This window comes from Paraburkholderia sp. NPDC080076, assembly GCF_050281145.1.
Classification (GTDB): Bacteria; Pseudomonadota; Gammaproteobacteria; order Burkholderiales; family Burkholderiaceae; genus Paraburkholderia.
Genome location: NZ_JBNNWQ010000007.1, coordinates 113242 through 126118, shown reverse-complemented (window position 1 = coordinate 126118; position 12877 = coordinate 113242). Strand labels below are relative to the sequence as shown.

Genomic DNA, 12877 nt, shown 5'->3' with positions numbered 1-12877 from the left:
ATCCACATGAGTCTGCATGGCCGCTTACGGGGAAACTTCAGCCGATCGTTCGCCGTGAACGCCGAATCGCCATGACTCGCAGGACATTCCGAGACTTCGCCACATTGCCGGAGTGCGATCGTGACCGACAGCTGCTGTTGCCGCTGCTCGATCTGGTCCAGAACACGCGCACGAGTATTGACGAGTTGATGCACGAAGCCGGGCGCAGCCTGGTCGAGCAGTTGCTGATGCTGTCTGCAATGGAAATCGCGGGCGACAAGCATCCCGGCAAGCAGCGCGGCGACATTCGCTGGCATGGCTCGCAGCGCGGCCAGTCGTGATGGATGAACGCAAGCTGAACGTCCAGCGGCCCAGGCTGCGTAGCAAGGCTGGCGGCGAAGTGGCGATCCCAGCCTATGAGCAACTGAGCCGGAATCCCCGGCTTGGGCAGCGTGTGCGCGACATCATGGTGACGGGCGTGTCGACCCGCAAATACGCGAAGGTGCTGCCCGAGATGGCCGGCACCGTGGGCATTGCAAAGAGCAGCATCTCGCGCGAGTTCATCAAGGCCAGCGAGAAGGCGCTTTCCGAGCTGATGGGACGGCGCTTCGACGACCAGGACATTCTGGCGATCTACATGGACGGCATCATCGTCGACAAACGCCACATCCTGGCAGCCATCGGAGTAGATAGCGACGGCGGCAAGCACCTGATGGGACTCGCCAGCGGATCGAGCGAGAACGCTGAAGTGGTCAAGGACCTGTTGCGAGGTCTGACCGAACGTGGCCTGTCCACAGAACGTGAATACCTGTTCGTCATCGACGGCTCGAAGGCGTTGCGTTCGGCGATCGACGCCATCTTCGGCGAACGCGCCCACGTCCAGCGCTGCCGCACGCACAAGGTGCGCAACGTGACCGAGCGCCCGCCCCGTGAAATCGCCTCGCAGGTCGCGGCCGTCATGAAGGCCGCCTACAAGCTGCCTGAAAAAGTCGATCGAAGCCTAGGGGCCTAACAGCTATTCGCAGACTTCACAATTCGAACGTGGCGAAAGTCTTGAATGGCTACGCAGCCAAGCGAGTCTCAACGAACCGCCGAGACGCAGGGTTATGCGTCAGCTGATACACGCACCTGTGTTGTAGTCGATCTCTGGCGCAGCATATTCGCTTTTCCAATCCAACTGTTCTGATATTTCAATTAATTGTGCCCACTCGGCGCAGTATGCTTCCGCGAGTTTGGCGTCTTCGATGAAAAGCGCGTTTTCCAATGACGCTTTTCCGTTCTTGGTTACGTTGTAAGAACCCGTCCAGACTGCATACGGCTGATATGGCCAAGCTCCGGCGACAACTTCGGGATCTGTCGCTTCTGTCGCCCGCAAGAATACGAAGAACTTGTGGTGCATGCGCGGCATTGCTGATTCCGCACCCCTTCGATGACCGATGCACCGGATTCCGACGTCGTGCAATGGACGCCCATGGCCGACCATATCCTCAGACGTTCGTATCTCCAGCCAGCCAGCCCCCCAATGACCAGGCGCGCGAATGGGCGACACAGCTTCATAGTGGGCGCGCAGTTCAGTTTTCCAATCCTCGGGCAAGGGATCAAGGTCTGGCCGCAGAAAATCCTCTTTCTGGACGATGACAGATGCCGCCTGTTTCGACGCTAGTGCGTTCAAGACGCGTAAGCTCGTGAGCCACGCAACACATCCGACGACTGCATCTGCGCTTCGGATATGACGTATCAACGGGCTTTCCAAGTCACGGAAATAGCATGCGGACTTTGTGCTGCTCGCCAATTCCACTTCAACGGACAAGTTCTCCAAAGGGACATCTTCCGTGTTGTCTCCCATGTCGGTTTGACGTCGCTTAAGTGTATTGAGATCTTGATGGTGACTCATCGTTGTTCAACTAATCTATGGAGGAAGGTGAATTGCCAACGTGCAAGGCTTACAAAAAGGTGAGCGTTGCGGTTATGACCAACTGATTCTAATAGGAGCGATTGGCCTAGCAGGACAGGTGTTGCGCGAATCTTCTGGGTCTCACTGGACAGCGTCTCACCGAATAAAGACGTCTAGCGTTCGCCTGGTGACTCACAGATTGCGGTGCTCATTTGCTCTCCGACTTTTTAACAGTGCATACGACGTCTAACCTGCATTATCGGACGCGATCCGAAAAACTTGAGCACAGGATCTGTCAGCATTGACGATTGCGTGAAATGCATAGTTGAGGAGAGTCCGTTACCCATGAGGAACCGACGTTCAAATATTCAAGTTGGGGCGAGGTCGAGTGACTGAAGATGGCCGGTCACTACCGGTCGTCGATTGGCGACACGCGACCCGGAGCGGAATTACAAGCTGTGGAATTCGAAGGCCGAGAGCGGTCGCTCAACACCAGTTGCCAAAACGGGTTCTGCCATGGTCGCGCGGCGATCAATCGAGGCTAGCCAGAACCTACTCCGAATAGAAACCCGAACCCACCAGGCCTGGAACTCCGTCGATCTTGACTGCCTTCACATATGTCCATTTATGCGATGGCTGAGTCTGCCCTGGTCTCAGGAACATGTAGTCAACCCAGCCCGAACCCTTCGTTTCAACCGTCTGGATCATGGCGTCATGAAACGGCTTGCCGTTGGTATCTTTCTGACCGCTGACGTTGGTTCCCTCACGGGCGGGAAAGGCCGGATTCAACAAGACATTTTCCTTCAGATCGTAAACGAACAGATAGGTGTCGCCGTGGAACCACTCGCTCCCTTTGATTCTGAACTCCGAAAACGCGACCTTGCCTTTACTTCCGATCAACGCCGCTGCTTTGTCGACCAGCGCTTCGGTTTGTTTCGCTGTCTCGGACGTCGGGGGAGATGACTGAGAAAATGCAGGCGACGCGGGGCAGAATAATCCAACCAGTAGCAATACACTGGTAACGAGAGCTTTACCGTTCATACCAGTATCTCCAACGGTTGAGTTCTGCGCCGGCCCGTACATCGGTCGCGGCTTGGATGTAAGGCGCCTGCTCTGTATGCAAAAGACTAGTGCACGAAGCGCAGCCTGGCCAGCACCGTTTTACCACATCAATGTCGGCTCGATAGCGGACGGTTGCGAATGGCAGAAACTGGCCCGGGTGCCGCCTCATGCAATCGGGATATGCAGTTCGAACCTCGCAAGACTGCGATCGGCCGAACGCGACCCGAAGCCGCCGTACAGTCTATCGGTCGGTAATGGCTCCTTTCGGTGCACAAAGCGTCACTGGATCTCGCGTCGCTGTGCCATTCATTCCCTGTTGGCTTCCGTGTGGGGCCACGGCCTGTCAAAGCTACTGCGCGCGGAAGTTGACCAGTTGAGAGCCGCATATCCGCTGATCCTACTTCAACACGGCCACCGCACAACCCTCGTCCATTCCTGCCTGCTGCGACTTGGCGCCCCGCAAGAAGTTGCGTGGGGCAAGCCGACACTTGCGACCATCGCTCCGTTAGATTATGATCGTAATGTAGAATTACGATTGAAATTCCATACCGACCGAGGCCTAAAAACCTCAGAGGCGGTGGATACCCTGAAAAGTGAGGATGCGATGCAGGAAACTATCGAAGCAAACAAAGAGACCCCGACGAAGACGCTTGCATCGCTGGGGGTCGCAGCAGCAGCCGAGGCCATTCGCAAGGGCGAAATCTCGTCGGAGTCATATGCGAGCGCCCTCTTGCAGCGGGCTCGTGACCATGTCGACCTAAACTCCTTCATCACTATTGACGATGGGACCGTGCTGGAGGCTGCAAGGAACGCTGACAAAGCAATCGCCTCCGGATCGACCGCGCCGCTTCTTGGTGTGCCGATTGCGATCAAAGATAGTTACCTTACCAAGGGGCTTCGTACAACCATTGGTCTATCTGCGCTGGGTAGTTTTGTGCCCGAGCACGATGCCGACGCCGTACAGGCTATCAAAGACGGTGGCGGTATCGTCTTCGGAAAAAACAATCTAGTCGAAATGTCTTTTGGCTTGACCGGTCACAATCAAGCCTACGGCCAAGCGAAGAACCCTCACAACACAAGTCATGTCTCTGGTGGCTCCTCTGGCGGAGGCGGCGCCTCAGTTGCCGCTTGCCTCGTGCCGGCGTCCTTAGGCGGTGACACGATCGGGTCGATCCGTGTTCCCGCATCGCTTTGTGGAGTCGTCGGATTCAAGCCCACGACCGGCCGTTGGCCGCGCAGTGGTGTGGCTCCGATCTCCCACACTCTTGATACCACCGGGGTGTTCGCCCGGAGCGTCGACGATTGCATCCTGATAGATCGCGTGGTGACGCGAGACGAAACGCCTGACAACAATGCGCATGCGGGCCTGAAGGGCATTACCCTGGCCTATGCCCCGCGTCAGTATCTGGAGCTGGTTGCGCCTGAGGTCGCCACGCAGTTCGAGCGAACCCTCCGTCAACTTCGCGATGCTGGTGCGAAGGTGATGGAAGTTGACCTCGGGCAAGATTTCACGGGCCGCGCTTTAAGCGCAACATGGAACATCTTCTTTCGCGAGACGAAAGCAGCGGTCGAAGGTTTCATTAGGCAAAACAATGTGCCCATCTCGTTCGATGAGATCGTAGATAGCCTCAAGCCCGGACTCAAAGATGTATGGACCCGACTTGTACTGCCTACCGGTCAAGGCTATATCTCGGACGAGGTCTACCACCGTGCGCTGGGAGCCGAACGAAAGGAAATCAAGCGTCGGTACGCCGAAGCTTTTCTGAGTACTGGCGCGGAGGCACTGCTGTTGCCAACTACGCCGTCCACTGCACCGATGATCGGGCAAGAAGACAGAATCATACTGGGTGGCCAAGAGACGAGCCAACTCGTCCTCGCAAATAACACAATCCCCGCCAGTGCCGCAGGTCTTCCGGGTATCAGCCTCCCGATCGGGTTGTCCGACAAGGGCTTGCCGGTCGGACTAGAGATGGACGGTCCCTTCGGCCGGGACAGAGCGCTTCTCTATGTCGCCCGCCGCGTGGAAAACGTCCTAGGTACGTTGCAAGCAACGGTCTGATCTGCCTGAAAAAGCCCTCGCTGCGCAGACTTCATTGGTCGAATTACTTTGAGGAATTGAAATGTCCCAGCCTGATTATTTGTCGGAAACGATTTCCGTTGAGCATGTCACGATCCGTTCGCATCATTCATTCGCCTCCGTGAAGGCGAAGCTGGAAAGATTGGTAAATCGTATAGATGATGGGATTTTCACGTTGCTGCGTTACGGCGAAACTGCCCGTGCGCTGAAAGAACTGGAGGCACTGCCCACGCTGTCGGTCTTTGGTTTTCGAGACCACGGGGCGTTGCTCGGAATCATAGGTCCGCGTCGGCACGCAATCCAATACGACATCGGCAATCCGCTCACAGCATCTAAAATGACGCGACATAAAATCGCTGCGGGGCTGTACGCCCCCATTCGTGTGCTTCTTAGTGAGGATGCGGATGGCGCTGTGTCTATCGAGTACGATCGTCCCGTGTCAACGTTTGGACAGTTCAATAGCCCGGACATCGATACGGTTGCCCAGCAACTAGACAAGGACCTTCGCGCGGTACTCGAAGAAGCAGCGTCGTGATCTAACACAGGGCGCAGAAGCAGGTATCCAGACCGTTCTGCGCCCGCCTTAAACTGATTTGGTAAAACTACTCATGCGTTTCGAAAAAGGCCACAAGGAAAACACGCGCAGACGCATCATAGACGTCGCTGCGAAGCGTTTCCGACGGGACGGCATTTCGGCGTCAGGGCTGGCCGGGATCATGTCAGAGTGTGGGCTGACCAACGGTGCGTTCTATCCCCACTTCGACTCAAAGGAAACCTTGGTCAAGGAGGCGCTTTCGAGTGCATTGCACGAACAGTATTGTGCATTGACCAACGATCAGACAGGGGCGCGCACTATCGAAGAGGCTATTCGACGTTACCTCAACACATCTCACCTCTCCGGGGGCGCTGACGGCTGTCCTTCCGCGGCGTTGCTGCCGGAGATCGGCCGCCAGTCCGACTCCACAAGAAAGATGTATGAGGCAGCCTATCTCTCTTATGGCGAGGGTCTGGCAGCGCTGCTTCCCGACCCTGGGTCGGCCAAAGCCCGACGGCAGGCAGCTGCGATTTTCGGCCTGATGGTCGGTACGATGCAAATCGCTCGGGCTGTGTCAGATCCAGAACTTGCAGAAGAAATATTAGAGGGCGGTGTGCAGGCAGCGCTGACGTTATCGCATGGATGACATGATGTCAGGCAGCAAAAATTGTAGCCGTCCACTGAACAACCGCCCCGACCGCGACACGACGCCAGAAGATGAACGCCTCCTGCAACGCGAGCGAAGGCTTCTGCCGATGCTTGGCCTCATGTGCCTTGGGCTCCTTGGCGGTGCGCTGGATCTACAGTTCTTCTTTGGCGAAGACCCCTGCCCGCTGTGCATCATGCGGCGGTACTTCTTTCTGCTTGTGGCCTCCTTCGCATTTGTCGGCGCTGGCCTCAATCGCTCGCGCGGCATTGCGGTGGTTCATTTAACCTTGAACTAGGGCCATCGACGCAAGACAGATCGGTATGATCGAACGGCGGTTCACGAAGGCGAAGCGGTCGCACGAGCGTCCAGGAGACGGCTACGTCAACGTCCCTTCGTGGCCGAACTGAGCCCGACGACGACCGGTTCTGTTCGACCCACGCCTGCCGTTCATGGGAGACATTTCCACCGTCAGCAATGGCCCACTCATAGCTGACACCGAGCGCCGATTGCCTTAAGCGTTGCTGTCGGCGTCGGGTTTAGAACAGAGCAGCCAATTGGCCGCAAAATGCGGTCGATCGACTCATCGGCGCCGCCCGTACAACGCCTGCGACGGCTAGGCGTCCGAGCGCTTCAGTCGCATCGAAACCGAGAAGCGTTCAGCCGGATGGACGCTGATCGATACCTCAAAGGTTTCCCCCGTGGAGTCGAGATATCGTCGCACAATCTCAAGCGCCGCACTCCCCTTCTCGACTTTCAACCTTTCCGCCATCTCCTGCGAAATCAACGCGGCGTGCACGTCCTGCTGAATCTCCGCGATGCAGCGACCGTAGCGCGCTTCGATTAACGAACTGATCAGCGTGTCCGGTTGAGCTCGCGCAGCCTCTGCGACTTCCGTATAAGCCGGGTCGATATACACGTCGGTCCAACCGACCGGTGGACTCTCCCTGTCGCCATCGATGCGCAGGCTCGAAACGCGCAGCCATCGCGCACCGTCTGAACATTTCAGAGTCTTGGCGAGCCTGCCGCTTGCGAGGATCTCCTCCGTCGATTGCACCAGACGCAAGTGCTGGGAGCCGAACTGCACGAGATCGTCCACCGATGCGAGCGACGGCCGAAACTCGTTCTTCGGTTGCGCCGATTCGACGCGCGTTCCCGCGTTCTTGCGCCGCGAAACGAATCCCAACTGCTGCAATTCATGCAGCGCTGCGCGAATCGTATGCCGGCTCGTCTGATAGTGGTCGCGCAGTTCAAGCTCGGTAGGCAGATACGAGCCGACCGGATAGCGGCCGGACGCAATGCCCTCAGTCAAGTGGCGAGCGATGTCGGCGAAGTGCGGTTTGTTCATTTTTGGGTCGCGATGCAGTCGATTTATCAGGGGCTAGGGTAAATCATAGCTTGCTCAACATGTCCGAACATATTAATTTAATTATGTCCGGACATATCGTTGCTTCTGCGAATGGTACCGGCCCTTTTAAGCCGCTTTCCGGCACTTTCAAGAGGATGTCATGACGAGTCGCAATGTCCCTATGGCCAGCACTGTGGTCGATTCAATCCTGTTCCGCGACGCCTTCGGCACGGCGAAGATGCGTGAACTGTTCTCCGACCACGCGCTCGTGCAGCGCTACATCGACGTGGAAGTGGCGCTGGCCAGGGCTGAAGCGCGCGTCGGCGTGATTCCGGCCGACGCGGCGGAAGTGATCGCCCGTGAATCGACGATCGAGCGCATCGATTTCGATCACATGCGTGAGGAGACAGACATCGTGGGTTATCCGATTCTGCCGCTGGTTCACCAGCTCGTCGGCATGTGCGGCGACGCGGGCCGCTACGTGCATTGGGGCGCGACGACACAGGACATCATGGATACGGCGGTCTCGCTGCAAGTGCGCGATGCGCTCGACGTCATCGACAGCGACATACGCGAGCTGCGCACGATTCTGGTCGATCTTGCAAAGAAACACCGCGATACACCAATGGCGGGCCGGACTCATCTTCAGCAGGCGCTGCCCGTGACGTTTGGCTACAAGGTCGCGATCTGGCTGGCGATGTTCGACCGGCATCAGCAACGCCTCGCGGAGCTGCGCCCGAGGGTGGCTGTCGTTCAGTTCGCGGGCGCCGCGGGCACGCTGGCCTCGCTTGGCGACAAGGGTTTCGAGGTTCAGAAGGCACTCGCTGGTGAACTGAAGCTAGGAGTGCCTGCAACCACGTGGCACGTGGCGCGCGATGGTTTCGCCGAAGCGGTGAACCTGCTCGCACTCGTGACTGGCTCACTCGGCAAGATCGCGCTCGACATCATGATCATGGCGTCGACGGAGTTCGCTGAAGTGTACGAGCCGTTCGTCAAGGGACGCGGAGCGAGCAGCACCATGCCGCAAAAGCGCAACCCGATTTCCAGCGAACTGATGCTGGCCGCGGCGAAAGCGGTGCGTCAGCACGCAGGTCTGATGGTCGACGCGATGATCCAGGATTTCGAGCGGGCCACGGGTCCATGGCACGCGGAATGGATCGCGATTCCCGAGAGCTTCATCCTTTCGGCTGGCGCGCTGCATCAGGCGAAGTTCGCGCTCGGGGGATTGATCGTCGACACCGAACGCATGAAGCACAACCTGGGTATCACCAGAGGGTTGATCGTCGCGGAGGCGGTCATGATGGGCATGGCGCCGTTCACCGGCCGCCAGCAGGCTCACGATATCGTCTACGACGCATGCCGTACCGTCAACGAGCAAGGCGGCACGCTCGCCGACGCGCTCGCGGCGCTGCCCGACGTCACGACGCACTTCGACCGCGCGGCGATCGACCGGATGACCGATCCAGCCAACTATCTTGGCCTCGCGCCGCAAATGGTTGATCGCGCCGTCGAATTGTCCAGCGGCATCTGAGTGAAAGGACGTGGAGAAGCACACATCATGAACAACGAGATCGCATCAAACGAAACGCCGAACGTGCCGCCGCCCAGAAAGCTGCCGTGGTACCGCAAGCTCGGCATGCAGGTTCTGGTCGGACTGATTCTCGGAATTGCCGTCGGGCTGATTTTTCCGAAGGTGGGTGGACAGCTTAAGGTACTGGGCGACATCTTCCTGTCGCTTATCAAGGCCGGTGTCGCGCCGCTGGTGTTTCTGACCATCGTGCATGGCATCGCATCGGCCGGTGACGTCAAAAGCGCGGGCCGCGTAGGATGGCGCTCGATTGTCTATTTCGAAGTGGTATCGACCATTGCGTTGATGGTCGGCCTGCTGGCGGGCAACCTGCTGCAAACCGGAAAAGGCATGACGGCCGTCGCCGTTGGAGCAGCACCGCCGGTGGTTGCAAAGATGGACTCACACGGCTTCGTCGCGTTTGTCATGCACATCGTGCCAGACAACTTTATCGGCGCTTTCGTGAAGGGGGAATTGCTGCAGGTGGTGGTGCTGGCCGTCATGGTCGGTATCGGCATACTTGCGATTCCTGAACGCCGCCGCGTCAGGATCAACGAGGGACTCGACCTGGTTTCGGAAGTCCTGTTCTCGTTTATCAACCTGGTCATGAAGCTGGCCCCGCTTGGCACCTTCGGCGCCGTCGCTTACTCGGTGGGCAGCAACGGTACTGCTGTGCTGATTGCGCTTGCCCAGCTCGTCTTGAGCTTCTATGCGGTCGTGATCCTGTTCATCGTCGTTGTCATGGGAATTATCGCGAAGCTCGCAGGTTTTAGTCTGTGGCGCTTCCTGCGCTACATCAAGGATGAGATCTTCATCGTGCTCGGGACCGCTTCTTCCGAGAGTGCACTGCCGCGCCTTTTGATCAAGCTTGAACGGCTCGGCTGCGCCAAGCAGACGGTCGGTCTCGTGCTGCCTACCGGCTATGCGTTCAATCTCGACGGCACATCGCTCTTCATGTCGATGGGCGTGCTGTTCATTGCCCACGCGTACGGCGTACCGATCACGCTGGAGCATCAGATCGGGCTGCTATTGCTGATGCTGCTCACGTCCAAGGGCGCGGCCACGGTGTCGGGGGGGTCGTTCGTGGTGTTCGCGGCGACGGTTGCTTCGACCGGCATTCTGCCCGTCGAAGGCGTAGCAATCATCTTCGGCGTGTACCGCTTCATGTCGATGGCGATCGCCACCTGCAACACGATCGGCAACAGCCTCGCCACGGTCGTGATCGCAAAGTGGTCGCGCACGTTCGACGCGCAAATTGCCGAGCGGCACTTTTATCCGGAGCGCTATCCGGACACCGCACAGGCCGACGAGCGTCTTGCCGACGGCAACTTGCTGCCCGAGGACATGAACGACGCAAATCCGCACCCTGCCGGAATTCCTTTGAAAAGCGCCGGCAACACACCGTGATTCGATTGACCGACCGCCCACGCGCGCTGTTCCCAATCGTGCGCGCCGCGTTGCTCAGATGGCAGATTCAGGGCAACGGTATTGAAACGGTATTCGATCGATCAGTCTGGCCGAAAGGCGCCTCGGCTAACCGTTGATCGCGACAGCAGACGCAGGGCGCAGTGGCACGCGTGACGTGAGTCGGCCCAGTCTAACGGTGGCGCCAAGACTTACTGTTCAAATTCTTCCAACGCTAGTCGCCATCGCGGCGGACCGCATCAAGCTGCATCATAAACAGGCACCATCACGACCATTGGGAGTATCACCATGACGGCAGCAACACGGACTGAGCAGGATGCCTTTGGCACTGTCGAAATTCGTTCGGATCGGTATTGGGGAGCGCAGACTCAACGAGCACTTGGCGTATTCGAAATAGGCGAAGAGCGTTTCCCGGCGGTATTAGTGCGCACCTTCGGTTTGCAAAAGTTCGCTGCCGCACGGGCCAACGTGCAGTGCGGCGTGCTCGCTCCGGTGCTTGCCTCAGCGATCGAGACGGCCGCTCTTGAACTGCATGAAGGGCTATGGGACGACCATTTCCCGCTCACGATATGGCAAACGGGGTCGGGGACACAGACCAATATGAACGCGAACGAGGTCATTGCGAATCGGGCGAACGAGCTACTCGGGCGCCCGCTTGGGACCAAGGCGCCCGTCCATCCGAACGATCACGTCAACGCGTCGCAATCGTCGAACGACAGCTTCCCGACGGTGATGCACGTAGCGGCCGCGATCGAGATGACGGAACGCTTGCGACCCGCGCTAGATGAACTGCGTTCGGCGCTCGCGGAGCGTAGTCATGCATTTGCCAGCGTAGTAAAAATCGCCCGTACGCACCTGATGGACGCGGTGCCGATGACGATGGGCCAAACGTTCGCGACGTTCGAGCACCAGATCTCCAATGCTCTTGCGCGCGTCGACGGTGCGTTGCCGCGACTCTTGACCGTCCCTCAGGGCGGCACGGCAGCCGGCACGGGATTGAACGCGCCCCGGGACTTCGACAGCTTCTTTTGCGCGACGCTCGCGGAGGCAACCGGACTGGCGTTCGCTCCCAATCCGCACAAATTCGAAGGGATGGCGGCACACGACGCTTTGGTGGAGGCCTCGGGTGCGCTAAACACAATTGCTACCTCGCTGCTGAAGATAGCGAACGACATACGATTTCTTGGGTCCGGTCCCCGTTGCGGGCTTGGCGAATTGCTGATCCCCGACGACGGGCTGACTTCTTCGATCATGCCCGGCAAGCGTAATCCCACGGTTGCGGAGGTTCTTGTGCAGGGGTGTTTTCAGGTAATCGGCAATCACCAAACGATCACGCTCGCTGGCGCATCCGGCAACTTCGAATTGAATGTCGCAAAGCCGGTGTTGATCTACAATCTGCTGCAGTCGCTGCGTGTTATCGCCGACTCCGTCCGCGTATTTTCACGGCGACTCGTTTGCGGAATTGAAGTTGATCGTGAACGTCTTGTCAAGAATGTGAACCAGGCACTGCTCGCAGTAACGGCACTAAATCCAATACTCGGATATGACCGAGTTGCGCAGATCACGGCAACAGCCTTGAAGGATCGGATCACGCCGCGTGCGGCAGCAATCGCGCTCGGTTTTATTGACGGCGACGAGTACGATCGGCTGGTTGATCCAGCCGTGCTGGCTCGAGGCGGGCGGCTCTAGCTGTCTCACGCCCTCGGGCGGTCCTTTCCGGCCAACTCATCACTATCGGTAGTGGATCATTAACGCTCTTGCTTGACCGCAGGAATGGGGTCTCCAGCAACATTCACTTGCGAACGGTGGTTATGAGCGCGACAGTGGACGCACCGACGACACTGACGTAAGTCTCTTCATGGCCGATTGCACCAGTTCGATGACGGTGTCGCCGAGAGGATGTTCGAATTCTCGATGGCAGCTTTCCGGCAGTTTGTGCGAACGCGTACTTCCGGCCGATCCCGAGGGAGGAATTTGCCCGGCACATCCAGCTCGTCGTAACGACAATCAGCCCGATGCGGAAAAGACACAACACGGGGTCGCCGGTGAACGCCAGTGGCTGGTGAATGACCTCGGCGCGAAGCACGATTTGCTAAGGGGCAGCTTATGCTGGGGGCACATGCCGCATCATGTGGTTGCGGAAGACCTCGCGAACGGAACACTTGTCGAACTCCAACGGCGCGCATGGCACATGCGCGCCCTCACGTTCATGATCTCGCAGCGGCGCGGGTACTCGTTTTCCGAATGCGAGACACGGCTGGTCGAACTCCTTGGCAATCGTCATCGCTTCTCAAAGGGTACCAGCAAGCGCTCCGTCTCACGCAAAGGCAAAAAAGCGTGAAGG

At 58.2% G+C, this 12877-nt stretch carries 10 protein-coding genes and 2 pseudogenes; 9 read left to right on the top strand and 3 right to left on the bottom strand.

Features of this window, described 5'->3' with window-relative positions; translation table 11 throughout:
- Positions 1 to 128: 128 nt before the first annotated feature.
- Positions 129 to 967: pseudogene (locus ACQKRQ_RS26410) on the top strand (IS256 family transposase); the annotation flags it as partial.
- Between the two features lie 123 nt (positions 968 to 1090).
- Here the strand turns inward: ACQKRQ_RS26410 and ACQKRQ_RS26405 are convergent.
- Positions 1091 to 1873: a hypothetical protein gene (locus ACQKRQ_RS26405; protein ID WP_427480463.1), complete on the bottom strand. Its 783-nt coding sequence runs from the start codon at positions 1871 to 1873 to the stop codon at positions 1091 to 1093.
- Positions 1874 to 2425: 552 nt separating this feature from the next.
- Positions 2426 to 2914, bottom strand: a complete 489-nt coding sequence (locus tag ACQKRQ_RS26400; RefSeq protein ID WP_427480461.1) for a cache domain-containing protein — start codon at positions 2912 to 2914, stop codon at positions 2426 to 2428.
- A 394-nt stretch (positions 2915 to 3308) separates the two neighbouring features.
- Between ACQKRQ_RS26400 and ACQKRQ_RS26395 the strand changes: the two genes are divergently transcribed.
- The 4 genes from ACQKRQ_RS26395 (at position 3309) to ACQKRQ_RS26380 (ending at position 6491) form a co-directional block, all read left to right on the top strand.
- Entirely contained in the window at positions 3309 to 4994 is a 1686-nt protein-coding gene (locus ACQKRQ_RS26395; protein WP_427480460.1) for an amidase family protein, read from the top strand.
- Between the two features lie 61 nt (positions 4995 to 5055).
- A complete protein-coding gene (locus ACQKRQ_RS26390; RefSeq protein ID WP_427480458.1) occupies positions 5056 to 5547 on the top strand; it encodes a DUF302 domain-containing protein in 492 nt (163 codons plus the stop codon).
- Between the two features lie 73 nt (positions 5548 to 5620).
- On the top strand, positions 5621 to 6193 hold the full coding sequence (locus ACQKRQ_RS26385) for a TetR/AcrR family transcriptional regulator (RefSeq protein ID WP_427480456.1): 573 nt from the start codon (positions 5621 to 5623) through the stop codon (positions 6191 to 6193).
- Positions 6186 to 6491 (top strand): disulfide bond formation protein B, encoded by a 306-nt coding sequence (locus ACQKRQ_RS26380; protein ID WP_427480455.1) that lies wholly within the window; start codon positions 6186 to 6188, stop codon positions 6489 to 6491. Before ACQKRQ_RS26385 ends, ACQKRQ_RS26380 begins: the two co-directional genes overlap by 8 nt.
- A gap of 318 nt (positions 6492 to 6809) precedes the next feature.
- Here ACQKRQ_RS26380 and ACQKRQ_RS26375 read toward each other — a convergent pair whose 3' ends face one another.
- Entirely contained in the window at positions 6810 to 7541 is a 732-nt protein-coding gene (locus ACQKRQ_RS26375) for a GntR family transcriptional regulator (RefSeq protein ID WP_427480454.1), read from the bottom strand.
- Between the two features lie 160 nt (positions 7542 to 7701).
- Between ACQKRQ_RS26375 and pcaB the strand changes: the two genes are divergently transcribed.
- From pcaB to ACQKRQ_RS26355, 4 genes and pseudogenes are all read left to right on the top strand, one after another.
- Positions 7702 to 9072 carry a 3-carboxy-cis,cis-muconate cycloisomerase gene (gene pcaB, locus ACQKRQ_RS26370; RefSeq protein WP_427480453.1) on the top strand — a complete coding sequence of 457 codons (1371 nt, stop codon included), beginning with the start codon at positions 7702 to 7704 and terminating at the stop codon, positions 9070 to 9072.
- Between the two features lie 27 nt (positions 9073 to 9099).
- Positions 9100 to 10515 carry a cation:dicarboxylate symporter family transporter gene (locus ACQKRQ_RS26365; protein WP_427480451.1) on the top strand — a complete coding sequence of 472 codons (1416 nt, stop codon included), beginning with the start codon at positions 9100 to 9102 and terminating at the stop codon, positions 10513 to 10515.
- 306 nt (positions 10516 to 10821) lie between these two features.
- Positions 10822 to 12222 carry a class II fumarate hydratase gene (locus ACQKRQ_RS26360; protein WP_427480449.1) on the top strand — a complete coding sequence of 467 codons (1401 nt, stop codon included), beginning with the start codon at positions 10822 to 10824 and terminating at the stop codon, positions 12220 to 12222.
- Positions 12223 to 12482: 260 nt separating this feature from the next.
- Positions 12483 to 12874, top strand: a pseudogene (locus ACQKRQ_RS26355) (LysR family transcriptional regulator); the annotation flags it as partial.
- Between the last annotated feature and the right edge of the window lie 3 nt (positions 12875 to 12877).